We start from the raw sequence: 24,467 nt of genomic DNA, 5'->3' as shown, positions 1-24,467 counted from the left end.
GAGCGCTTAATCGCGCAAGCGGTTGAGCGTGGCAGCAGCCAGCTCGCCGAGCTGCGCAAGGTAGGTCGTACCCATGCCGTCGTGGAAGCGGCGTGCATCCGGCGAGCCGAGCACCAGCATGCCAAAGGCAGGCGCTGCGGTCTGATCGGCATCACCACGCACCGGCACGCGCAGCGTGACGATGGCGACCGATTCGATCGTCTCAGCGGTCTCCAGCCAGCCGGCGGCTTCGAAGCCCGCATTGGCGCCACAGTATGGCGCGCGCAGGCCAGCGGCAAACAGGCGCACTTCCTCACTCACGCCCTGCGCGACCTCCAGGTGCGTGAACTCTTCGCCCACCTGCCATACGCGCAGCGCGACTGCCGGCACTTCAAAGATCTCGCGCAGGCCATCTTGCACCACGTACGGCAGCGCATGCGTGTCGGCCTCGCCCACCAGGCGCGTCGTCCACGCGTGCACGCGCTGCTGCGTGCGGTCGTTCTCGTTGCCGTGGCGCATGAGGTCCGACAGCTTGAGTTCGAGATGCTTGTGCTTGTCGCGCAGGATTTCCATCTGGCGCTCCTGTAGCGACACGGCGCGGTGGCTGTGCGGGCTGGTCAGCTGGATGGCGGCCAGCAGTTCCGCGTGCTCTTCAAAGAAGGCCGGATGCGCTTGCAGGTAGTTGGCGACGTCTTGTGCGTTCATCGTGGAGGTGGTCATCAGGCGGCGCCCAGTTTCTTCTTCAGCAGTTCGTTGACTTGTGCGGGGTTGCCCTTGCCGCGCGTGGCCTTCATGGCTTGGCCGACCAGCGCGTTGAACGCCTTCTCCTTGCCCGCACGGAATTCCTCAACCGACTTGGCGTTGGCCGCCAGCACGTCGTCGATGATCTTCTCCAGCTCGCCGGAATCCGACATCTGCTTGAGGCCCTTCTCGGCGATGATCGCGTCGGCATCGCCATTGCTTTCGCCGGCCCACATGGCGGGGAAGACGTCCTTCTTAGCGGTGTTGTTGCTGATCGTGCCGTCGGCGATGCGCGCGAGCAGCTTGGCCAGTTGCGCAGGCGACACCGGCGATGCGTCGATCTCCAGATCGGCACGGTTCAGGTTCGACGCGACCTCGCCCATGATCCAGTTGGCCGCAACCTTGGCGTTGGCAGCGCCAGCGTCAGCCACCACGGCTTCGAAGTAGGCAGCGGTCGCCTTGGTGGCGGTCAGGATGCTCGCGTCGTACTTCGGCAGGCCGTAGGCCGACTCGAAGCGCGCGGCCATGGCGGCGGGCAGTTCGGGCAGCGTGGCGCGCACGCGGTCGATCCAGTCGTCGCCGATGACGAGCGGCAGCAGATCGGGGTCGGGGAAGTAACGGTAATCCTGCGCGTCTTCCTTGCTGCGCATCGAGCGCGTTTCCTTGCGATCCGGATCGTACAGGCGGGTTTCCTGCACCACGGTGCCGCCGTCTTCGATCAGCTCGATCTGGCGGCGCACTTCGTAGTTGATGGCCTCTTCCAGGAAGCGGAACGAGTTCAGGTTCTTGATCTCGCAGCGCGTGCCGAACGGCGCATCCGGACCGCGGCGCACCGACACGTTGGCGTCGCAGCGGAAGCTACCTTCCTGCATGTTGCCGTCGCAGATGCCCAGCCACATCACCAGCGCGTGCAGCGCCTTGGCATAGGCCACGGCTTCGGCGGCGCTGCGCATGTCAGGCTCGGTCACGATTTCCAGCAGCGGCGTGCCGGCGCGGTTCAGGTCGATGCCGGTCATGCCGGCAAAGTCTTCGTGCAGCGATTTTCCGGCGTCTTCTTCCAGGTGGGCACGCGTCAGTTGCACGGTCTTCTCATACCCAGGCTGACCGTTCTTGCCTTCCACCTGGATGGTGAGCGTGCCGCCCTGCACCACCGGAATCTCGTACTGGCTGATCTGGTAGCCCTTGGGCAGATCCGGGTAGAAGTAATTCTTGCGCGCGAAGATGCTCTTGGGCGCGATCTTGGCACCAATGGACAGCCCGAACGTGATGGCGCGCTCAACCGCGCCCTTGTTCAGCACGGGCAGCACGCCCGGCAGCGCCAAGTCCACCGGCGCGGCCTGCGTGTTGGGCGCCGCGCCAAAGGCGGTGGACGCGCCGGAGAAAATCTTCGAGGCCGTGGAGAGCTGCGTATGCGTCTCGAGGCCGATCACCACTTCCCATTGCATGTTGCGTGTGTCCTGTCGATTGTTGTGGTGTGAATGTCTAGGTCTAGGTGTTGCTTGTATCTCTGCTCGGTGCGATCAGGGGTGCGGCACATCCAGCCAGGCCGCAAGCTTCGCGAAGGCCGCCTCGCGTGCTGCCGGATCGCCGCCCACCGTGACCGTACCGTGACGACGCCCGCCCAGGTTGCCGCTGCGTTCCTTGATCGGTGCCGTGCCATCAAAGCCATGATAGGCCCCGCCGAATGTCTCCAGCTCAAAGCGCGCCTGCGGCTGACGGGCCAGCACGGCGGTCTGGAGGGCCTGGCATCGGTCGGCGGGCGTCCAATCATCATTGCTGCCGGCCAGCAGCAGCAATGGCGCGTTCAACTGATACTTCGCACGCTGCAGCGCGGCGGCACAGCCCGGGTAGAACGCCACGGCGCGCTCCACAGTCGGCGTGTCGGCGGGCCAGGCAAGGCTCGCGTCTACGGTTTCTAGCACTGCCTGCGCACCGTTGGACCAGCCCAGCAGCACGATGCGGTGCGCATCCACGCCCGGCTGCGCGGCCACCCAGCGCATCGTCGCCAAAACGTCGGCGCGGCGCACGGCACCGTTGATATCGCGTGCCGCAAACCGCTCGGTACAGATGCCATGCGGTTTGCCGCGCGGGCCAAAACTGTCAGGCAGCACCACCGCGTAACCGCGCGCGCCCAGCCACTGCGCGTAACCGCGATAGCGCGTACCGAGCGCTTTCGCATCAACACCGGCCTGCGTGTACAAGCCGCTGCAGCCATGCAGCGCGATCACCACCGGCAATCCGGCGGCGGGCGCCTTGCCCGCTGGCGTGACCCCGGGCTTGATCCAATAGGCGGTCAACGTCTGCGGCGCATCTTCGGCGTCTTTCATGACCGCGCGCGGAATCTCCACCGTCTGCACGCCCAGCTCCGCGGCTGACGGTGCGCGTGCCGCCGGCATGTCCGGCAAGGCACCTTCCGCGTCAGGCGTCGGCTGGGCGAACGCGTGCAGCGCCAGCAGGGCGCCCGTCAACGCAGCCGCCATCCGAAGCGATGCGCGCATCACCGGGCATTCCGGGCGCATTGGCCCGTTTGCGGATCGAACATCACCGGCCAGGCTTCTTCGTAGATGCCGGGCGTGCAATGCGCCTCACAGTTGGCGTGCGCCAGCGTCACGCGGCGCGGGTCCTGCCAGACCATCAGCGTGCAACTGCCGGTGCGCTCGCGCAGTTCGATGCTCGGACGGCGCTTGGTCTGCTGGAACGTCGACAGGTCAAACTGGCACGAACCGCGACGACCGACCCACAACTGCCACTGCAACGCGCTGACGTTGTTGTTGGCCACGGTGAGCGTTGCCTGCTCGCGGAAGCCGTCTTCTTCGGTCTGGCTGCAGTAGCCGTTGACGCTGATCATGCGATCGGCAATCGGCGGCGGCCCGGACGGGCGGCCAAAACCCGGAATACCCGGCAGCGACGGCAGCGGAATGGGCACGCAGGCCGCCAGCAGGACGGCAGCAAGCGCCAGCCCGAGTACGTTGCGGATGCGGGGGGTCATGCGGTCGCCTCCGAGCGGATTCCGTTCATTTTGCCTTCGTGGTGTCGGCGACAGCCTGCATTCGCGGACGTGCGCCTCCCCGCTACGCGGGGGCCCTGCTGACTGCTCATGCGGCCCCCTGCGGTGCAGCGATGGTCCGAGCGCCTGTGATCGCCGTCAGGCTGCCGGTTGGCGCGCGTGCCAGTCGGTCGCCTGCTGGAACGCATGCGCGATCTGCAGCATGCGTGCCTCTTCAAAATAGTTGCCAATGATCTGCAAGCCAACCGGGAGACCGTTTGCGCCAAAACCGGCCGGCACGCTCATGCCGGGCAGGCCCGCCAGGCTGGTTGACAGCGTGAAAATGTCTTCCAGGTACATCTGCACTGGATCGTCGCTCTTCTCACCCAATTTCCAGGCAACGGTCGGCGCCACGGGGCCCATGATCACGTCGCATTGACCAAACGCGTTCTGGAAATCCTGCGCGATGATGCGGCGAATCTTCTGCGCCTGCAGGTAGTACGCGTCGTAATAACCGTGCGATAGCACATAGGCGCCGACCAGAATGCGGCGCTTGACCTCCCAGCCGAAACCTTCAGCGCGGGATTTACGGTACATGTCAGCCAGATCGCGGTACTCAGCCGCACGGTGGCCGTAGCGCACGCCATCAAAGCGCGACAGATTGGACGAGGCCTCGGCCGGGGCGATCACGTAGTACGTCGGGATCGACAGCTCGGTCTTGGGCAGGCTGATGTCGACCAGCGTGGCGCCGAGCTTTTCCATCTCCGCCAGCGAGGCGCGCACGGTGGCGCGCACGTCATCGGCCAGGCCTTCACCGAAATACTCCTTGGGCAGGCCGATGCGCAGCCCGGCCAGCGGACGGGCAGCATCGGCGCCTTGCAGCGGCTGGCCGAGCAGGCGGGTGAAGTCTTCTACGTCGCCGCCGCGGCCCGGCTCCAGGCTGGTGGAGTCGCGCGGGTCAAAACCGGCCATGGCGGACAGCAGCAGCGCGCAATCCTCTGCGGTGCGCGCCATCGGGCCACCTTGGTCCAGCGACGAGGCGAAGGCGATCATGCCGTAACGCGACACGCGGCCGTACGTCGGCTTGATACCGGTGATGCCCGAGAACGATGCCGGCTGGCGGATCGAGCCGCCGGTGTCCGTACCCGTTGCAGCGGGCGCCAGATCGGCCGCCACGGCAGCCGCCGAGCCGCCCGACGAGCCACCCGGCACGTGCGCGACGTTCCACGGGTTCTTGACCGCGCCAAAGGCCGAGTTCTCGTTGGACGAGCCCATCGCGAACTCGTCCATGTTGGTCTTACCCAGCGTCACCATGCCGGCGGCGCCCAGGCGCTCCACCACGGTGGCGTCAAACGGGCTGACGTAGTCGGCCAGCATCTTGGAGCCGGCCGTGGCACGCCAGCCGCGGGTGACGAACACGTCCTTGTGGGCGATCGGCACGCCGGTCAGCGGCGCCGCGTTGCCTGCCGCAATGCGCGCGTCGGCGGCCTGCGCCTGCGCGAGCGTGGCCTCGGCGTCGACATGGGTGAAGGCGTTGAGGTGTGCCCCAGCATCAATGCGCGACAGGTAATGGCGCGCCAGTTCCACCGCCGAAACCTCCTTGGCGGCGAGTTGGGCAGACAGGGCTTTGATCGTGGATGCGGTCATCGAGTACGTTCGGATGAGCTGCCGGCAGCGGCCGGCGTCGTCGAATGGAGTGGGGTCAAGCGCGGCGCACGGGCGCCGTTTACTCGATCACCTTGGGCACGAGGTACAGGCCGGCCTCGGTGGCCGGGGCGCATTGCTGGTAGTCGGCGCGGCGGTCGGCCTCGGTCACGGCATCGTCACGCAGACGCTGCGCCTGAGCCTGCACCTGCTCGATCGGGTGGGCCATGGGCTCGATGCCGGTGGTATCCACGGCCTGCATCTGCTCGACCAGCGTGAAGAACTGGTTGAGCTGGGTCAGGGTCTGCGCGGCCTCGCCATCGGAGACTTCGATACGGGCAAGGTGGGCGATGCGTTTGACGTCGGAGAGTTCGAGTGCCATCGGAGTGGATCAGTGAGTGCGGCGGCTGGCGGGCAATTTGCGCAAGCAGCAGCCAAGCGACGGCTACTGCGCGTGGGGCATGCTCAGGTTGCGCCCGAGTTGTGCCGATCTGCCGCAAAATTGGAGGCAAACGCCCGCCGAATACCCGCAGAATGCCCGAATTATAAGGTATGATTGCCGACTAAATTTCTAAGTCAGCAGGCGACTTCGTGCAGCCACGGACCCTCTGATTAAGTGGCCGGGAACCTCCCGGCTGCGGCGCCAACCAACTCAGCCGACACTTAATCAAAGGTTCCTTGGGGCCGCCCCCTCCGGGCGGCTCACCCTCGGCAGGATGGCCAGTGCCACGGCACCCCACCGCCGACCACCACGGAGCCCGCGACATTCCCGGGAGCGCAGTAGCAGGATCGGACCGCATGGCAGCCATGCGACGTCCGCGTATCGGTGCAGCCATTGACCGAGGTTCCGCTGCTGAGCCGCCCATGACTCGAAAACAGGATTCATTCGATGTTTGGCTTTTTGCGCAGCTATTTCTCCAACGATCTCGCGATCGACCTCGGCACCGCCAACACCCTGATCTACGTCCGCGACAAGGGCATCGTCCTCGACGAGCCGTCGGTGGTGGCCATCCGCCAGGAAGGCGGCCCGAACGCCAAGAAAACCATCCAGGCCGTCGGTAAGGAAGCCAAGCAGATGCTGGGCAAGGTGCCGGGCAATATCGAGGCCATTCGCCCGATGAAGGACGGCGTGATTGCCGACTTCACCGTCACCGAGCAGATGCTCAAGCAGTTCATCAAGATGGTGCACGACACCAAGCTGCTGCGCCCGAGCCCGCGCATCATCATCTGCGTGCCGTGCGGTTCGACCCAGGTCGAGCGCCGCGCCATCCGTGAATCGGCGCTGGGCGCCGGTGCCTCGCAGGTCTACCTGATTGAAGAGCCGATGGCCGCAGCCATTGGCGCCGGCCTGCCGGTGTCGGAGCCGTCGGGCTCGATGGTGGTGGACATTGGTGGCGGCACCACCGAGGTGGGCATCATCTCGCTGGGCGGCATGGTCTACAAGGGCAGCGTGCGCGTGGGCGGCGACAAGTTCGACGAAGCCATCGTCAACTACATCCGCCGCAACTACGGCATGCTGATCGGCGAGCAAACCGCCGAAGCCATCAAGAAGGAAATCGGCTCGGCCTTCCCGGGTTCGGAAGTGCGTGAGATGGAAGTGAAGGGCCGCAACCTGTCGGAAGGCATTCCGCGCGCCTTCACGGTGTCGTCCAACGAAATCCTGGAAGCGCTGACGGATCCGCTGAACCAGATCGTGTCGTCGGTGAAGATTGCGCTGGAACAAACCCCGCCGGAACTGGGCGCAGACATTGCCGAGCGCGGCATGATGCTCACGGGCGGCGGCGCGCTGCTGCGTGATCTGGACCGCCTGCTGGCCGAAGAAACCGGCCTGCCGGTGCTGGTGGCCGAAGACCCGCTGACCTGCGTGGTGCGCGGCTCCGGCATGGCACTCGAGCGCATGGACAAGCTCGGCAGCATCTTCTCGTACGAATAACGGGATCATGCTCCGCACGTATCCGTATTCCGCCTTCCTGGCCGCGCCAGCGGCCGTGGCGGGCCGCTGAGATGCGTCACGCGCCGGTGCGCCGTGCTCCGCCCACCCCGGGCCCAGGCACCGCACCAGCGCCACACCCAATCTGTTGCCGGCAGGCCGCTGACGTAGACCGTCAAGCGCCTGCCGTGCCCATCTGAAGCGTCCGGGTCATGGATTACTCCCCGCCGCCCCTCTTCAAGCAGGGTCCGTCTGCCACCGCGCGGCTGGTTGCCCTGCTCGCGCTCGCGCTCGCGCTGCTGGTGATCGATGCCCGCATGTCGGTGCTGGGCGTGGTCCGGCAGGTCGTGTCGGTGGTGCTTTACCCCGTCGAGCGCCTGGTGCTGATCCCGCGCGATACGGTGCGTGCTGCGCTGGATTACACGCAGTCGTCCACCTCGCTCGCCGCCGACAACCGCAACCTGCGTGAATCTGCCGTGGCACAGGCCCAGCAATCGCTACGCGCCTCGCAGCTCGAAGCCGAAAACCGCAATCTGCGCACGCTGCTCAACCTGAAGCAGCACGCCGCCGTGCCCACCGTGGCGGCGGAGGTCCTCTACGAAGCACGCGACCCATACACCCAGCGCATCGTCATCGATCGTGGCTCGAAAGACGGCGTGCGCGCCGGCTACCCCGTCATCGATGATCGCGGCGTGGTGGGCCAGGTAACGCGCGTGTCGCTGTTCGAATCGCAAGTCACGCTGCTGACCGACAAGGACCAGGCGATCCCCGTGGAAGTCGTGCGCAACGGCCTGCGCAGCGTAGCCTTTGGCGGCGCCCGCCCAGGCGCGCTGGACCTGCGCTTCATGGCCGCCTCGGCAGACCTGCAGCAGGGCGACCTGCTGGTGACCTCGGGGCTGGATGGCGTGTACCCGGCGGGCCTGCCGGTCGCGCGCATCGCCCAGATCGAACGCAAGGCCGACACCGCGTTCTCGCGCGTGATCTGCGAGCCGGTGGCTGGCATCCGCAGCAACCGGCACCTGCTGATCGTGAAGTACGAATCGGGCTTCCCGCCGCCGACGGATCTTGCGCCGCCGCCCGCTGCCAAGGGCAAGAACGCCGCCCGCGACGCTCGCGAAGAGAAAGACCGCGCCGCACGTGCCGCCGCCGAGGCTGCCGTGCCTGGACCAGCAGCCGCTGAAGACAACGCTCCGCCGCCGCGCCCGACCGACGCTGACGGCAATCCGCTGGACACCGATCCGGCGCCCAAACGCTAAGCGAGGCATTCGACATGAACTCGCCCCAATACCTGCTGCGCCCGGTCAACCCCGGTTTCATCGCCTTCAGCTTCGTGCTGGCGTTCCTGTTCAACCTGATGCCGTGGGGCCACATGCAGTGGATTCCCGATCTGGTGGCGCTGGTGCTGGTGTTCTGGAACATCCACCAGCCGCGCCGCGTGGGCATGGTGGTGGCCTTCCTGCTGGGCCTCTTGATGGACGTGCACGAAGCGCGGCTGCTGGGTGAACACGCGATGGCCTACACGATGCTGTCGTACTTCGCGATCACCATCCACCGGCGCGTGCTGTGGTTCTCGGTGCTGTCGCAGGCACTGCACGTGCTGCCGCTGCTGGTGCTCGCACATGCGGTGCCGATCGTCATCCGCTTGCTGATGGGTGCGCATCTGCCGGACTGGCAGGTCATTCTTCCTCCGCTGATCGAAGCGGCGCTGTGGCCGTTCGCCAACGCCATCCTGCTGGCACCGCAGCGCCGACCGGAGAGCGTCGACGAAACTCGGCCAATTTAAGGCGCCCGATCTGATGTCCTCCGCTGTTAGCGTCCACCTGGCATGACCGAAATCCGCAACGTCGAACAGGAGCTGTCGCGCTTCCGCCTGCGGCTGGCGGCGGCCGCCCTGTTCGTGGTGATCTGCTTCGGGCTGCTGCTGGCGCGCTTCTTCTGGCTGCAGGAGGTCAAGCACGAGCAGTACTCAGCCAAGGCAGAAGACAACCGCATCTCGGTGGCGCCCATCGAGCCCAACCGCGGCATCATCATGGACCGCAACGGTGTGGTGCTGGCGCGCAACTACTCCGCGTATACGCTGGAGATCACGCCGTCCAAGCTGCAGGACACGCTGGACAACACCATCGACCAGCTGGCCCAGGTGGTCGATATTCAGCAACGTGATCGCCGCCGCTTCAAGCGCCTGATGGAAGACGCGCGCAGCTTCGAGAGCCTGCCGATCCGCAGCCAGCTCACCGATCAGGAAGTCGCGCGCTTCTCGGCGCAGCGCTTCCGCTTTCCCGGCGTGGATGTGCACGCGCGGCTGTTCCGCCAGTACCCGCTGGGCGACTCGGCATCGCACGTGATCGGCTACATCGGCCGCATCTCCGAGCGCGACCTGGACCGCATCGACAACATGAGCGATGCCAACAGTCAGCCCGGCGTGACGTACGACCCGCGCAAGGACTCCAACAACTACAGCGGCACCGAATACATCGGCAAGGTCGGCATCGAGCAGAGCTACGAGACCGAACTGCACGGCCTGACCGGCTACGAAGAAGTGGAAGTGAGCGCGGGCGGGCGACCGATCCGGACGCTGTCGACCTCGCAGGCGACGCCGGGCAACAACCTGATCCTGTCGCTGGACATCAACCTGCAGCGTCTGGCCGAGCAACTCTTCGGCAACCGCCGCGGCGCACTGGTGGCGATCGAGCCCGAAACAGGTGACATCCTCGCCTTCGTCTCCAAGCCGACGTTCGACCCGAACCTGTTCATTGAAGGCATCGACAGCGCCACCTGGAACGAGCTGAACAACTCGCCCGACAAGCCGCTGCTGAACCGTCCGCTGCGCGGCACGTACCCGCCGGGCTCGACGTACAAGCCGTTCATGGCGCTGGGGGCGCTTGAGCTGGGCAAGCGCACGCCGCAATGGGGCATGGCCGATCCGGGCTCGTTCACGCTGGGCAACCACACCTTCCGCGATGACGTGCCGGGCGGGCACGGCTGGGTCGACATGTACCGCTCCATCGTGGCGTCGTGCGACACGTACTACTACCGCCTGGCCAACGACATGGGCGTCAATGCCATCCACGACTTCATGAAGCCATTTGGCTTCGGGCAGGTCACGGGCATCGACATCGAGGGCGAGCGCACCGGCATCCTGCCGTCCACCGACTGGAAGCGCAAAGCTTACAAGCGCCCCGAGCAGCAGAAGTGGTACGACGGTGAAACCATCTCGCTGGGTATCGGCCAGGGCTACAACAACTTCACCATCCTGCAACTGGCGCACGCGGTGTCGACGCTGGCCAACAACGGCGTGGTGATGAAGCCTCACCTGGTGAAGGCCGTCGAGGATTCGCTGTCCAAATCGCGCTCGCTGACGGTGCCGACCGAGAGCTACCGGATTGCGCTCAAGCAGGCCAACATCGACGTGATCAAGCGCGCCATGGTGGGCGTGAACCAGGCGGGTACGGCTGCCAAAGCGTTCATCGGTGCGCAATACGTGTCGGCCGGCAAGACCGGTACGGCACAGGTGTACTCGCTGGGCAAGAACGAGAAGTACAACCACCACGCCATTCCCGAAAACAAGCGCGACCACGCGCTGTTCGAAGCCTTTGCCCCCGCAGATCATCCGAAGATTGCGCTGGCGCTGATCGTGGAAAACGCCGGCTTTGGCGCCGCATCGGCCGCGCCGATCGCGCGTGCGGTCATGGACTACTACCTGACCGGCAAGTGGCCCACCGATCTGGTCGCCACCGCGCCGAAGGCCCAGCCGCAACCGCCGGTGGATACACCCAGCGTGTTCTCGACCGGCAAGACTGCCACCATCGCCAGCGCCACGGCCACGCCGCAGGCTGCAGCAGAGGTGGTGGCACAGACGGCGTCGGGGGTCGCGGCCGCTTCCGCCGTGGCCGCGCCGGCTGCCAGTGGCGTGGCCGCTGCTTCGGCACCGGCTGCGTCGTCCGTGGCCGCCGGCACAGTGCGCGGCACGCCGCCAATGTCGCCGGATCTGGTGTCGCCCGCCCTGCGCGAGGCCGGCACCAGCGCCGAAGCCATCGCCCCGGCCACGCTGGACGCCCAGGTGCTGCAAGCGCTGTCACACGCCCAGCCGGCCCCCGAACTGCCGCCACGCGGACGCGGCAATACCACTGCCGCACCGGCCTCGACGCCGGCCACCACGCCCAAGGGTGGGAAAGAGGCGAAGCCGGGCAACAAGCCCGCGCCAAAGTCGACGCCCAAACCCGCGCCGGCCGCGCCCTGACATTCGCGCTTGAGGATCACGCCATGGACAAACTGGACAAGCGCCGCATATTCAACGTCATCAAGTCACTCTTCACCGGCTTCGATGTGCCGCTGGCACTGATCGTCTTTCTGCTGCTGGGCACGGGGCTGGTCGCGCTGTACTCGGCCGCCATCGACATGCCGGGCCGGGTGGAAGACCAGGTCCGCAACATCATGCTGTCGTTCGTGCTGATGTGGGTCATCGCCAACCTGCCGCAGCAGACGCTCATGCGCTTTGCCGTGCCGCTGTACACCGTCGGGGTAGCGCTATTGATTGGTGTGGCGGCGTTCGGGCTGATCCGCAAGGGTGCGCGGCGCTGGTTGAACATCGGCGTGGTGGTGCAGCCGTCCGAGATCATGAAGATCGCCATGCCGCTGATGTTGGCGTGGTACTTCCAGAAGCGCGAGGGCGTGATCCACTGGTATGACTATCTGGCCGCCGCCGTGCTGCTGCTCATTCCCGTGGGGCTGATTGCCAAACAGCCCGATCTGGGCACGGGGCTGCTGGTGCTGGCCGCCGGCATCTACGTGATCTACTTTGCCGGCCTATCGTGGCGGCTGATCGTGCCGGTGCTGGTGATTGCCGTCACGGCGATCACGCTGATCGTGTCGTTCGAATCGCGTATCTGCGCGCCGGGCGTGAACTGGCCGATCCTACACGACTACCAGCAGCACCGCGTGTGCACGCTGCTGGACCCGACCACCGACCCGCTGGGCAAGGGCTTCCACACCATCCAGTCGATCATCGCCATCGGCTCGGGCGGGGTGAGCGGCAAGGGGTGGCTAAAGGGCACGCAAACCCACCTGGAGTTCATCCCCGAGAAGCACACCGACTTCATCTTCGCGGTCTATTCCGAGGAGTTCGGGCTGGTGGGCAACGGCTTCCTGCTGTTCCTGTATCTGTTGCTGATCATTCGCGGGCTGTTCATCGCCGCGAATGCGGGCACGCTGTTCGGGCGATTGCTGGCCGGGTCGATCACGCTGATCTTCTTCACCTACGCCTTCGTCAACATGGGCATGGTGAGCGGCATCCTGCCCGTGGTGGGCGTGCCGCTGCCGCTCATCAGTTACGGAGGGACCGCGCTCGTCACACTGGGGATGGGCATTGGCATCCTGATGAGCATCGCCCGACAGAAACGCTTCGTGCAGACGTAGCAAAAGGCCGCCAAGATTGGCGGCCTTTTTGTTTTCAGGCGAGTCAGGCGGCGAGCGCCTCCTCGCGCAGCAAGCGCCGCAGCACCTTGCCGGTGGACGTGGCTGGCAGCGCATCATGAAACTTCACGCGGCGTGGCACCTTGTACGGCGCCATGTTGTCGCGCGACCAGGCAATCAGCTCCGCTTCGGTCAGCGTGACGCCGTGCATCGGCACCACGTGCGCGCAGACGACCTCACCCTTGTCTGGATCGGGGATGGGCGTGACGGCCACTTGGCGAATGCCCGGATGGCGTGAAAGCAGCGCTTCCACCTCTTCCGGAAACACGCTGTAGCCCGACACCTTGATCATCTCCTTGATGCGGCCCTGCCACTGCAGATAGCCGTCGGGCGAGAGTTGGCCGATGTCGCCGGTGCGCAGGAAGCCGTTCTGCAGCGCGGCGCGCGTGGCCTCGTCGCGCTGCCAGTAGCCACGGAACACGCCGGGGCTGCGGATGGTGATCTCGCCAGCCTGACCAGGCGGCAACTCGGCGCCGGTGTGCGGATCGACGATGCGTACCTCGGTCTGCGGGACGATCTTGCCGTGCCAGCCCCAGCGCGGCGCGTCGGGCGGCGTGATGGCATCGCAGGTGTGGGTTTCCGACAAACCGTAGGCGGCCTCGTAGATGCTGCATTGCCGGCCGGCAAAGGCACGCCACTGGTCGGCAATCGCCTCGGTGAGCGTCACGCCAAAGCTCGTGCACGGATTGACCACCAGCGATTCCATGCGGTATTGCGAGGCGTCTGGGTGCGCCATCACCGCCAGATTCATCGGCGTCATGCTGTACCAGCGCGTGACGCGGTAGCGGTCGATGGCCTGCAGCACGGCCAGCGGGTCGAAGCGATAGAGCAGGATGGTGGTCGCGCCGGAATACAGCATCACGTTCATGCCCATCAGCATGCCGGCAATGTGCGACAACGGCGCCACCGCCAGCATCACGTCGGATGCATGCACGCCGCTCACCTGCGCTGTCACGGCGGTCTTGTACAGCGCATTGCGGTGCGTGAGCATCGCCCCCTTCGGGCGGCCGGTGGTGCCCGAGGTGTAGATCATCAGGGCCACCTCATCCAGCTCGACCTGGATGGCGGTGACCGCATTGCGCTCAGACACGTCCACCGGCTCGGCCAGCAGTTGCATCAGGTCGAGCTGAGACGCGCCGGGCTTGTTCTTGAGCGGCGGCGCAGATGACGCATCGGCCGCGATCAACTCCGGCGGCACGGCAAGCGCCTTGCGGCAGGCCGGCTGCGACGGCTGCAGATCGGCATAGCGTGTGGTGATGACGGTGGACACCGAGGTGCCCGGCCGCGCGGCCTCGACAATCGGCATCAGGTCCGCCGCGGCCACCAGGATCTTCGCGCCGGAATCGGCCAACTGGTCGCGCAACTCATGCTGGCGCGACAGCGGCCCGCACGGCACGACAATGCCACCCAGCTTGGCCGTGGCCAGGTGCGCCAGGATGGCTTGCGGACAGTTCTGCAGGAACAACGCCACGCGGTCGCCGCGCCCCACGCCCAGCCGTTGCAACTGCACCGCCAGCCGCGTCGAGAGCTGATCCAGCTCGCGCCAGCAGATCGTGCGGCCGTACCAGAGCAAGGCAATGCGCTCAGGCGTCTGCTGCGCATGGTGGGCGCAATACCGGTGCAGCGGCATTTCGCCTGCCAGGTAGTGGACCGGTTCGCGATTCTGGATCGTCATGTGGTGTCTCCTCGGCTCTCGCCATCGCGGGGCGATGTCTTGGCCGTGATGGCTGCCCTCGTCTCGGGGCGCTCATGCGGGGCAGGTTTCTTTGCATCCATCGTTCGAGTATGACGAGCCCGCCTTGCGGTCGCCGTATCGATTTGCGCAAGACAATGTTCCACCCGCAACCGGAGCGAAACGTGACCCCACGCAAGACAGATCCCGAGAAAATCTACCGTTCGGTATAGAGTCTCGGCGCAAACTTGCCGCGACGTCAATCAGGGAGAAGGCGGATACTCCGCCTCGGCAACAATGCCCGTGAAGGGTAAACGGCACGGTCACCCCAGAATAAGCGTGTACTCACATCTCATGATTCGGCCTGGACAGTGAATTGCGCAGACAACATTAAAAATTTGCCGCCACAGCAGATTTGTTCTATTTTTGACAACAAATCATGTGAGAGGCTGGAATGGATCGTTTGCAGTCGATGCGGGTGTTTTCCAAGGTGGTGGAGCTTGGCAGCTTCGCCCGGGCGGCCCAGCATCTGTCGATGAGCAATGCCGTGGTCACACGCTACGTGGCCGATCTGGAGGCGCACCTCGGCACGCGCCTGCTCAACCGCACCACGCGCAGCCTGTCGCTGACGGATGTGGGCGAAACCTATCTGCAGCGCTGTGCGCAGATCCTGCTCGACATTGACGAGGCCGAATCGCTCGCCACCTCGCGCAGCCAGGCGCTGGTCGGCGGCTTACGCATCGTCGCGCCGGTGATGTTCGGGCTGCACGTGCTACCGATGTTGCTGGCGCGCTTCCAGCAGCTCTACCCCGAAGTGACGTTTGACGTGGCGCTGTCCGATCGCCCGATCGACATCGTTGAAGACGGCCGCGACGTCGGCATCATGGTGTCGGAACTGGGCCTGGGCTCACACCTGGTGGCGCGCCGCATGATTTCCGCCGAGATGGTGATGGCCGCCACGCCCGCCTACCTACGCCAGCACTCCACGCCGCAGCGCGCGGAAGACATTGCCGAGCACCGCGTGATCGCCATGTGGCACCCGCAACTGCGCCACGAGTGGGAGATGAGCACGCCCGACGGGCAGGCGATTTCAGTGCCGGTGCAGCCGTCGCTGGTGACGAGCAACGCAGAGCTGATGCACCGCGCCGTGCTGGCCGACATGGGCATCGCCATTCTGTCGTCGTATATGGCGCGGCCGGATCTGGAATCGGGGCGCCTGGTGCGCGTGCTGCCGCAGTACAAGCTGCCGCACCGGTCGCTCTCATTGGTGTATCCGAGCCGCAAATTCCTGCCGACGAAGGTACGCACATTCATCGACTACATGCTGGCCCAGGCGATGGAGGTCAAGCACAACGAGGAGCGCGCCGGCCGGGGCCTGAGCGAAGCCGCGTAAGCCGCAAGCGCATTGCCCAAACAAAACGGGAGGACATTGTCCTCCCGTTTGCGTTGGTGCCCGCGAAACCGTGATCAGGTTTCGCTGGTGCTTTCTTCGTCGGTCTCTGCTTCGGCGGCTTTCTTGCGTGCCGGGGCTTTCTTGGCCGCAGTCTTCGTTGCCGTTTTGGCAGCGGTCTTGGCCGGGGCCTTCTTGGCAGCAGGGGTCTTGGCCGCGGCCGTCGTCTTCTTGGCTGCAGTCTTGGCGCCGGGCTTGCCCTTGCCTTCGCCGCGCGGCTCAAACTCGAAGCCGATCTTGCCGTCCGGCTGCTTGACCAGGAACGCCTTGAAGTTGCGGCCCGTGCGCGCCGACTTGAAGCCAGTCAGCAAATCCGTCTTGCCGTCGGTCAGCAGCTTGGCCAACTGCTCGCGGCTGATCTCCTGCTGCAAGATGATCTTGCCGGTCGTGAAGTCGCACGTCTTGGGCTGCGCCACGGCGTTCTCGCACACATACTTCAGGCCATGCTCGTAGACGCTGCCGTTGCACTTCGGGCAGTGGCCGACGCTTTCCTGGCCGGAGAAATCGACCGGCTCGCCGTCGTCTTCGTCGTTCTGACCGAAGTCGAACTCCATCTTCCAGTGGCCGTCTTCCTGCGCCAGCTTGAGGATGGCCGCAAACGGCCGACCCATCTTGCTGCGGAAGCCCTGCAGGGGGCCGATGGTCTTGTTGATCAGCAGCTCTTCCACCTCGTCCAGCTCGAACTGGCGGCCGCCCGGGATCTTGCTGATCGAGAAGTCGCAGTGGCTGCACGCGAAGCGGCGGTAGTTCTCCTTGACCACGTGGCCGCACTGCGGGCACGGCGTGGCCAGCGTCGCGTAGTCGCCGGGGATGGTGTCGCTGTCGTATTCCTTGGCGCGCTTGACGATCTGCTGCGTCATCTGCGCGATCTCGCGCATGAATTCGTCACGCTCGAGCTGGCCGCGTTCGATCAGCGAGAGCTTGTGCTCCCAGCCGCCGGTCAGTTCGGCCTGTGTGAGTTCTTCCACGCCCAGGCCGCGCAGCAGCGTCATCAGCTGGAATGCCTTGGCCGTCGGAATCAGCTCACGGCCTTCGCGCACGAGGTACTTTTCCGTCAGCAACCCTTCGATAATGGCCGCGCGCGTGGCTGGCGTGCCCAAGCCCTTGCCGGCCATGGCTTCGCGCAGCGCGTCGTCGTCGACCAGCTTGCCGGCACCCTCCATGGCCGAGAGCAGCGTCGCTTCGTTGTAGCGTGCGGGCGGCTTGGTGGTCAGGCCCACCGGCTCGACCTTGTCGGTCTTGACCTTTTCGTCCTTGGCGACCGGCACGAGGTTGGCGTCTTCACCCTGCGCCTCGCGGCCGTACACGACCAGCCAGCCCGGGTTCACCAGCACCTTGCCTTCGGTCTTGAAGTGATGGCCGGCCACCTCGGTCACGCGCGTGGTGACTTGGTATTCGGCCGCCGGGAAGAACACCGCCAGGAAGCGGCGCACCACCAGGTCATACAGCTTCTGCTCCGGCTCCGACAGGTTCTTCGGGGCCTGCAGCGTCGGGATGATGGCGAAGTGATCGCTGATCTTGCTGTTATCGAAGATCCGCTTGTTGGGCTTGACCCATTGGTTGGCGAGGATCTTCTTGGCATGCGTCAGATAGTTGGGCGAGCTTTCGCCCAGCATGTCCAGCGTCTGCTTGACCGTGCCCATGTAGTCTTCGGGCAGCGCGCGCGAATCGGTACGCGGATACGTCAGCACCTTGTGCTTTTCATACAGCGCCTGCGCCAGGCCCAGCGTGTTCTTGGCCGAGAAGCCGAAGCGGCCGTTGGCCTCGCGCTGCAGGCTGGTCAGGTCGAACAGCGCCGGCGACATCTGCGTCGACGGCTTCGACTCTTCAGTGACGGTGCCTGTCTTGTCGCGGCATGCAGCGACGATGCTCTTGGCCTCGGCCTCGCTCCACAGGCGCGAGTCGCGACGCTCGGGGTCGAACTCGTCCTTCTTGAACTTCGGGTCGAACCAACGGCCTTCGTACAGGCCTGCCGCGGCGATGAATTCGGCGCGCACTTCCCAGTAGTCGCGCGGCACGAAGCGTTTGATCTTCTCTTCGCGCTCCACCACGATCGAAAGCGTCGGCGTTTGCACGCGGCCCACGGTGGTCAGGAAGAAGCCGCCGCCCTTGCTGTTGAAGGCGGTCATGGCGCGCGTGCCGTTGATGCCGACCAGCCAGTCGGCTTCGGAACGGCAACGGGCGGCATCGGCCAGCGGCATCATGTCTTCGTTGCTGCGCAGCTTGGTAAAGCCGTCGCGGATGGACTGCGGCGTCATCGACTGTAGCCACAGACGCTGGATCGGCAGCTTGGTGTTCGCGTGCTGCGCGATCAGGCGGAAGATCAACTCCCCTTCGCGCCCCGCGTCACACGCATTGATCAGGCTGGTCACGTCTTTGCGCTTGATCAGGCGCGTGAGCACCTTCAGACGCGATTCGGATTTGGCGATCGGGCGCAGGTCAAAGTGTGGCGGGATCACCGGCAGATGGGTGAAGCTCCATTTGCCGCGCTTGACTTCGTATTCGTCGGGGGCGGCGATCTCGACCAGGTGGCCAACCGCCGAGGAGAGGACGTATTCGTCGCTCTCAAAGTACTCGTCGTGCTTGGTGAAGCCACCCAGCGCGCGCGCGATATCAGCGGCGACCGACGGTTTTTCGGCAATGATGAGAGCCTTGGACATGTGAGCGGATCCTGGCGATCGCAAGTAATCAGATAAACAAGAAGTCGCTTTTCTATAGCGACCGTTCGCGTGGTTTTTTTAGAGTCTTATGGCAACGCCTGCCGACTTCAAGTGCTTCCGGCGCCCGTCAGAGCGCGCGTCCGGGCAGTCTGCCCCGATTTTGGCCGCCAATCATAAGCGCGGTTCCTTTTCAGGTGCAATAGAGTGACGCAGACATCGCCTTGCGTTGTCAAGGCGCACCATCAAGCCAATTGCAGCAGCCAGCCACGCAAGTCGGGTGCCGCCGTCACGGTTGGTGCGGCGCGCAAATCACGCGAAAGCATGCCTTCCACCACACCTGCATGCGGCAAGACCGGGCCGAAAAACAACACATCGCCGGCATCGTCCATGCGCTGGATCAGCAGGGTCGGGAAGTTTTCGACGTAGAAATCGCCCAGGGCGTCGGCATGGTCTTCCACGTCGACCCAGACGAAACAGCATTCCGGGTGCCGCGCCGCCAACTCGGTGAACGTCGTGCGATAGCTGCGGCAGGTGCCGCACCACTCGGCGCACAGGCACGCCACCAGCAACTGCCCCGTACGCATGTGCATGTGCAGGGTTGCGGCTTCAGTGTCTGGCGAAAGCAGTGGCATAAACAATGGCGGTAGGCGGCAATGTCAGCGAATGGGTCGCGCCCATTGTAGGCACGCTTTCAAGGAAGCCGCAGGAAGCGCCCGCCAGGCTGGCGTTCCACACGGCCGTCCAGTTCCAGCGCAAGAAGCTGCGCCGACAACGCGGCGGCAGCCTGGCCGGTGCGCTCGCACAAGGTATCCAGATCGACGGGATCAAAACCAAGCGCATCCAGCAGCGCAGTTTCAGCGGCACTGGGCGCAGGGCGCGCGACCGGTGCCGGTGCAATGGCGGCGTCCTCAGCGGGCACAGCACGAGCAGCTCGCTTGGCCGGTGCGACGGCACGCCCCCAGCCCAGTTCATCGAGGATGTCAGCAGCGGTTTCCACCAGCTTGGCACCCTGCTTGATCAGCAGATGGCAGCCCTTGGCCAGCGGCGAGTGAATCGAACCAGGAATCGCAAAGACATCGCGCCCCTGCTCGGCGGCCAGCCGCGCGGTGATGAGCGAGCCGGACTGCGCTGCAGCCTCCACCACCAGCAACCCGCGTGCAAGGCCGGCAATCAGGCGGTTGCGGCGCGGGAAGTTCTCAGCCCGCGCGCCCATGCCAAGCGGGTACTCGGAGATGATGACCCCGGCCTCGGCAATGCGGTGCGCCAGCGCCCGGTTGCGCGCCGGGTAAACAATATCGAGGCCCGTACCCACCACTGCGATGGTGCTGCCGGGCCCGTTCAGCGCGCCCTCGTGTGCCGCCGCATCAATGCCGAGCGCCAAGCCGGAGACCACCGTCACGCTCGCCGCAGACAGCGCCTGCGCAAACGCCCGCGCGTTGTCGATACCCGCCGCCGTAGCACTGCGCGCGCCCACTACGCCCACTGCCGCCGCACGCAACAGCGACACATCGCCCTTGGCGTACAGCACGGTCGGCGGATCGGTCAGTTCCAGCAAGCGGGGCGGATAGCCTCGATCGGCCAGCGTGAAGACGGCATTGCCGGGCTCGTTTGCCCATGCCACGGTGCGTTCGATGAGTGCGGCCAGCGCCTCGTCCGGCGCCGCCAACAGCGCGCGCGCGTGCCGCTCGGGCAGCACCTTAGCGAGCGCGGAATACGGTTGGGCGAAGATGTCTTGCGGCAGGCCAAAGGCCGCCAGCAACTGACGCGCGGCCACAGGGCCGACACCGGGGGTTTCTGTCAGACGCAGCCACGCGGCCAGCTCGGCCGGGTCGCGTGTGCAGGAGAGGGAATCGGTTGAGTCGGTCGCGGCACACGCCGCGACCTGTGAGGCATCGGTCAAATCAGGACTGCGGTCAGATCGCTCAAGGTTGCGTCATTGGGTTATCGACCGCGTCACCCACCTCTACGGTGTTCGACGAGTCCGTCACCAGCGCGTAGGCCACATGCGGGAACACGCGGAACACGAACGCCATGCCGTAGCGCTCTTCCGGCAGTTGCACGGCTTCGCCACCGGCGGTCCGATCCTTGACGACCGTACCCGCGCGCGACAGCGCCAGCACGTGGCCGGGCTCCAGCCCTTGCTGGCTGCCGATGTTCAGCACAACCACCTGGTCGGGGCCGCCAAAGCGCACACCGCCCGTGACCTTGGCAACCACGCCATGCACATCGCCTTCCGGCGCATGCGGCACATAGCGCACCGGCACGCGCGGCGGCAACGGCATCAGTTGCGTGCCGACGCCCATTTCTTCCTTGGACGTCAGCGCTTCCATCTTGGTCACTGCCTGCGGGCCGGTGGCTGCTCGTACCACGCGCAGCGTGCCGAGGAAGTCAGCCTCGTAGCCAAGCACCTTGCCGGTGACCGGGTCCTTGAGCGGCTTGACCGGACGATAGGCTTGCCACTCGGTGCCTGCCTGGCCGGCAGCGCCCTCGGGCAGACCGCGGGCGTAGGCGCTTTCGCCCTTGCCCAGGTAGACGCGGCCTTCCAGCAATCCGAAGATGCGCGCCGGTGTGGCCAGCGTTTCTTCATCCACGACGATCGGCTGCGTCAGGAACGGCTCGATGACAGAGGCGGGGATGCTGGAGATGGCGTCGTCGTCCTGGCCCGACACACGGGTGTGCGGCGACAGGCGCACCGTGCTGCCGTCCGCCGAAGCCGGCGAGCTCGACAGCCAGGCGCGGCCGTTGGCGTGATGCAGATAGAGCACCTGACCCGGATAGATCAGGTGCGGATTGCGGATCTGCTCACGGTTCATGCCCCACAGTTCGGGCCAGCGGTACGGCCGCTTGAGGAACTTGCCAGAGATCGCCCACAGCGTGTCGCCACGGCGCACGGTGTATTGCGCAGGCGCGCTGGCGGCGAGTTCGGATTCAGGGATGCCGGCCTGTGCGGCGACTGTGGCCTGCGCTTGTTGCGCCGGAGAGACAGTGCGCTCGGCAGCATGTGCGGCGCCGACACAAAACAGCGTTGCCGCGGCAACCGCAGACAGGGCGCAAACGTAAGACTGGCGCGCTTTCGTGGCAGGTTGCGTAGCGGGCTTGATAAGCATCGGTGTGTTACGATGGCGCATTATTCTATGAAGAATCGGCGAGTGGTCCGCGTGCTGCCCGACGCCTGACCGCTGCCGCTGCACGCTTCGGAGCGTTGCAGCAAGAGGGGTATGACATCGAACATTCGTCAGGCTTTTTCCTAAGCCATGTGGCGGATAGCGCCCCCGATTCTGCATGACATTCCAAGCGATCGCAATTGAAGGCAACCCCTCGTTAGCGTGGCCTTCCGCAACCGTTGTTGCCAAGCATCATGGCCCTACTGAATATCCTGCAATACCCTGATCCGCGGCTGCACAAGGTCGCGAAACCGGTCGCCAACGTGGACGACCGCATCCGCAAACTGGCTGCCGACATGGCCGAGACCATGTACGAGGCGCCGGGCGTGGGCCTGGCTGCCACGCAGGTCGACGTGCATGAGCGCGTGATCACCATCGACGTGTCAGAGTCGCGCGATGAACTGCGCGTGTTCATCAACCCGGAGATTGTCTGGGCAAGCGATGAACGCAAGGTCTGGGACGAGGGTTGCCTGTCCGTGCCCGAGATTTACGACAAGGTTGAGCGGCCCGACCGCGTGCGCGTGCGCGCACTGAATGAGAAGGGCGAAACCTTCGAATTGGAAGCCGATGGCCTGCTGGCCGTGTGCATCCAGCATGAAATGGATCACCTGATGGGCAAGGTGTTCGTCGAATATCTGTCGCCGCTCAAGCAGACGCGCATCCGCTCCAAGCTCAAGAAGCATCAGCGCGATCTGGAGCACCAGCGCTGATCGCACGTTCATGCCACCTGACGCTGACGCGCGCGCTCACCCCCTCCCGCTGATGTCGACCGGACCCGCGAACGCAAATACGGCAGGCCCGGACGCGCGCGCGCGCAGCCTCACCGCCGTGCTGGTGCGGCACTGGCGCGTGATCGTCGTGCTAATGGTGTGCGCGTACTTTGTTGCGGGCACGTTCTGGCGCGCGCCGTGGAAAGCCGACGAGCCGTACTCGTTTGGCGTGGTGCTCAACATCATCGAGCGCGGCGACTGGGTGATCCCCAACGTCGCCTTTGAGCCGTTCGTCGAGAAGCCCCCGCTGATGTACTGGACCGGCGCGCTGGCCGCGCTGGCCGTGCCGGATCTGCCGCCGCACGAAGCGGTGCGTCTGGCCGTGCTGTTCTGGATGGCGCTGACCTGCTTGGCGATCTGGCGTGCGGCGCGCCTGCTGCGCGGCGAGGCTCGCGACTGGCGCATGCGCGTGGGGGCACACCTGGCACGCGGTCGCCCCGGCCTGACACTGTCCGAACGCCGTACCGCCGGGCTGGATGCCGGCAGCGCAGCGTTTCGTGACTACGCGCTGGGCGCATTGCTGCTGTTCGCCGGCTGCATCGGGCTGGTCGAGCATGTCCACAAATTCATTGCCGACGTGCCGCAACTGGCCGGCACCGCCATCGCACTGTATGGCCTGGTGCGCTATGTGAAGGCGAATGAGGCAGGCGGCGTACACGGCGTTGACGTGCTTCGCCCGGCGCTGTGGTTCGGCACGGGCGTTGGCGTGGCGTTCCTCGGCAAGGGTGTGCTCGTACCGGGCCTGTTCGCGCTGACCTTGCTGGCCGCGATGGCGCTGTTGCCAGACTTCCGCAATCGCCAGGCATGGCGTTTCTATGGGTTGTCGCTGCTGGCGGCGCTACCTTGGCTGGTGATCTGGCCTGCCATCTTCTGGCACGAATCGCCGGACCTGTTCATCGAGTGGTTCTGGGTCAACAACCTTGGCCGCTTCTTCGGGTTCTCGCATCTGGGCGGTGAGAACGGATCACTCGTCACCACCGTCCGCTCGATCCTGCTGACCGGCACGCCGGCGGTGTGGCCGGCACTGGCGGTGCTGGGCATCTCGCTCTACAAGCTGGTGCGCCAACGTGGACGTGGCGCGCGCGCAGCCTGGCTGTTGCCGTATCAGGGGCACCTGGTGGTGGCGCTGTTCGTGCTTGTGACGATTGCCGTGGTGCTGCGCTCGGCCGTGCTGCGCGATGTGTACCTGATGCCGCTGCAACCGGCGCTGGTTCTGCTGGGTGCGCCGATGCTCCTGCTGATCCCGCCGGCGTGGCGTGCGCGCGCCTGGGCGCTGTCGGTGGCGGTGTTTGGTGCGCTGGGGCTGGTGGTGTGGAGCGTGTGGGCCACGCTCGTCACCAATGGCGGGCAGTCGCTGCCGGGCTGGCTGGCCAAAATGCTTGGCCGCGTGCTGCCGCTGCCTTACGACATGCTGCTGCACCCGATCGCGGTGCTGGCGGCGGCCGGCATCACCGTGCTGTGGGCGATCTGCGTGTGGTTGCGGCCCGCGCGTTCGGGTGTGGTGGCGTGGGCCGCTGGTCTTGGCATGGTGTGGGGCCTGCTCGGCACACTGCTGATGCCCTGGGTGGATGACGCGCGTAGCTACCGCCCCTTGTTCCAGGCGATCAAACCCGTGCTCGAATCCGCGCAGATCTGCGTGGCCACGCGCGGCATGGGCGAGAGCGAACGCGCGCTGATGCACTACGAAACCGGCGTGCGCCCGGTCAAGTGGCTGCTCGGCCACAGCGGCGCAGGCGACGATCACCGCCCCAACCCGACCGCGCGTACCTGCGACCTGATGCTGGTGCTCGAAAAACGGCCGGAGCACAGCCGACGCCGCCCTCAGGGCGACAACTGGGAAATGGTGTGGCGCGGCAGCCGCCCCGGCGACACCAACGAAACCTTCTCACTCTTCCAGCGGCGCAGCAATGGCGTATCCGAGACGTTGCCGCCGCCCGAGCCCATCGTCCCACTGACCGATACGCCGCATCGCGGCCGCTAAGTCCAATGCGCTACGCTG

General features: G+C 65.5%; 19 protein-coding genes. 8 read left to right on the top strand and 11 right to left on the bottom strand.

Annotated features, from left to right (window positions below):
• Positions 1-6: 6 nt before the first annotated feature.
• From PI87_RS08335 to gatC, 6 genes are all read right to left on the bottom strand, one after another.
• On the bottom strand, positions 7-684 hold the full coding sequence (locus tag PI87_RS08335) for a DUF484 family protein (RefSeq protein WP_039597379.1): 678 nt from the start codon (positions 682-684) through the stop codon (positions 7-9).
• A 14-nt stretch (positions 685-698) separates the two neighbouring features.
• Entirely contained in the window at positions 699-2,165 is a 1,467-nt protein-coding gene (gene gatB, locus PI87_RS08330) for an Asp-tRNA(Asn)/Glu-tRNA(Gln) amidotransferase subunit GatB (protein WP_039597243.1), read from the bottom strand.
• A 75-nt stretch (positions 2,166-2,240) separates the two neighbouring features.
• Positions 2,241-3,239 carry a dienelactone hydrolase family protein gene (locus PI87_RS08325; RefSeq protein ID WP_039597242.1) on the bottom strand — a complete coding sequence of 333 codons (999 nt, stop codon included), beginning with the start codon at positions 3,237-3,239 and terminating at the stop codon, positions 2,241-2,243.
• Positions 3,218-3,709 (bottom strand): hypothetical protein, encoded by a 492-nt coding sequence (locus PI87_RS08320; protein ID WP_039597241.1) that lies wholly within the window; start codon positions 3,707-3,709, stop codon positions 3,218-3,220. The genes PI87_RS08325 and PI87_RS08320 overlap by 22 nt, the downstream gene beginning before the upstream one ends.
• Positions 3,710-3,865: 156 nt before the next feature.
• Positions 3,866-5,353 (bottom strand): Asp-tRNA(Asn)/Glu-tRNA(Gln) amidotransferase subunit GatA, encoded by a 1,488-nt coding sequence (gatA, locus tag PI87_RS08315; protein ID WP_039597240.1) that lies wholly within the window; start codon positions 5,351-5,353, stop codon positions 3,866-3,868.
• A 79-nt stretch (positions 5,354-5,432) separates the two neighbouring features.
• The gene (gene gatC, locus PI87_RS08310) at positions 5,433-5,732 is read right to left on the bottom strand and encodes an Asp-tRNA(Asn)/Glu-tRNA(Gln) amidotransferase subunit GatC (RefSeq protein ID WP_039597239.1); all 300 of its coding nucleotides are present in this window, start codon (positions 5,730-5,732) and stop codon (positions 5,433-5,435) included.
• 507 nt (positions 5,733-6,239) lie between these two features.
• Between gatC and PI87_RS08305 the strand changes: the two genes are divergently transcribed.
• The 5 genes from PI87_RS08305 (at position 6,240) to rodA (ending at position 12,695) form a co-directional block, all read left to right on the top strand.
• A complete protein-coding gene (locus tag PI87_RS08305; RefSeq protein ID WP_004628293.1) occupies positions 6,240-7,283 on the top strand; it encodes a rod shape-determining protein in 1,044 nt (347 codons plus the stop codon).
• A gap of 209 nt (positions 7,284-7,492) precedes the next feature.
• Positions 7,493-8,536 carry a rod shape-determining protein MreC gene (gene mreC / locus PI87_RS08300; protein WP_039597238.1) on the top strand — a complete coding sequence of 348 codons (1,044 nt, stop codon included), beginning with the start codon at positions 7,493-7,495 and terminating at the stop codon, positions 8,534-8,536.
• A 14-nt stretch (positions 8,537-8,550) separates the two neighbouring features.
• Complete coding sequence (mreD, locus tag PI87_RS08295; protein ID WP_021196956.1) at positions 8,551-9,063, top strand: rod shape-determining protein MreD; 513 nt, start codon at positions 8,551-8,553, stop codon at positions 9,061-9,063.
• Between the two features lie 42 nt (positions 9,064-9,105).
• Positions 9,106-11,520, top strand: a complete 2,415-nt coding sequence (gene mrdA, locus PI87_RS08290) for a penicillin-binding protein 2 (RefSeq protein ID WP_039597237.1) — start codon at positions 9,106-9,108, stop codon at positions 11,518-11,520.
• A gap of 23 nt (positions 11,521-11,543) precedes the next feature.
• Positions 11,544-12,695 (top strand): rod shape-determining protein RodA, encoded by a 1,152-nt coding sequence (rodA, locus tag PI87_RS08285; protein ID WP_039597236.1) that lies wholly within the window; start codon positions 11,544-11,546, stop codon positions 12,693-12,695.
• A 43-nt stretch (positions 12,696-12,738) separates the two neighbouring features.
• Here the strand turns inward: rodA and PI87_RS08280 are convergent, their stop codons facing one another.
• Positions 12,739-14,427 (bottom strand): AMP-binding protein, encoded by a 1,689-nt coding sequence (locus PI87_RS08280; protein ID WP_039597235.1) that lies wholly within the window; start codon positions 14,425-14,427, stop codon positions 12,739-12,741.
• A gap of 451 nt (positions 14,428-14,878) precedes the next feature.
• On the opposite strand from PI87_RS08280, the gene PI87_RS08275 reads away from it, so the two are divergent.
• On the top strand, positions 14,879-15,817 hold the full coding sequence (locus PI87_RS08275) for a LysR family transcriptional regulator (RefSeq protein ID WP_039597234.1): 939 nt from the start codon (positions 14,879-14,881) through the stop codon (positions 15,815-15,817).
• Positions 15,818-15,891: 74 nt separating this feature from the next.
• On the opposite strand, the gene PI87_RS08270 is transcribed toward PI87_RS08275, so the two are convergent.
• The 4 genes from PI87_RS08270 to PI87_RS08255 all read right to left on the bottom strand — a co-directional run bounded on the left by PI87_RS08270 (position 15,892) and on the right by PI87_RS08255 (position 21,641).
• Entirely contained in the window at positions 15,892-18,534 is a 2,643-nt protein-coding gene (locus PI87_RS08270; RefSeq protein ID WP_039597233.1) for a DNA topoisomerase III, read from the bottom strand.
• 242 nt (positions 18,535-18,776) lie between these two features.
• Positions 18,777-19,166 carry a thioredoxin family protein gene (locus PI87_RS08265; protein ID WP_039597232.1) on the bottom strand — a complete coding sequence of 130 codons (390 nt, stop codon included), beginning with the start codon at positions 19,164-19,166 and terminating at the stop codon, positions 18,777-18,779.
• A 59-nt stretch (positions 19,167-19,225) separates the two neighbouring features.
• Positions 19,226-20,434, bottom strand: a complete 1,209-nt coding sequence (gene dprA / locus PI87_RS08260) for a DNA-processing protein DprA (protein WP_039597231.1) — start codon at positions 20,432-20,434, stop codon at positions 19,226-19,228.
• 22 nt (positions 20,435-20,456) lie between these two features.
• On the bottom strand, positions 20,457-21,641 hold the full coding sequence (locus PI87_RS08255; RefSeq protein ID WP_039597230.1) for a LysM peptidoglycan-binding domain-containing protein: 1,185 nt from the start codon (positions 21,639-21,641) through the stop codon (positions 20,457-20,459).
• Positions 21,642-21,892: 251 nt separating this feature from the next.
• On the opposite strand from PI87_RS08255, the gene def reads away from it, so the two are divergent.
• Complete coding sequence (gene def, locus PI87_RS08250; RefSeq protein ID WP_039597229.1) at positions 21,893-22,408, top strand: peptide deformylase; 516 nt, start codon at positions 21,893-21,895, stop codon at positions 22,406-22,408.
• A gap of 52 nt (positions 22,409-22,460) precedes the next feature.
• Positions 22,461-24,449, top strand: a complete 1,989-nt coding sequence (locus PI87_RS08245) for an ArnT family glycosyltransferase (protein WP_442965459.1) — start codon at positions 22,461-22,463, stop codon at positions 24,447-24,449.
• Positions 24,450-24,467 lie beyond the last annotated feature (18 nt).

Source organism: Ralstonia sp. A12, from assembly GCF_000801955.1.
Lineage (GTDB): Bacteria > Pseudomonadota > Gammaproteobacteria > Burkholderiales > Burkholderiaceae > Ralstonia.
Note: the sequence above shows the minus strand (reverse complement) of the source record. Positions and strands in the feature narration are given on the sequence as shown.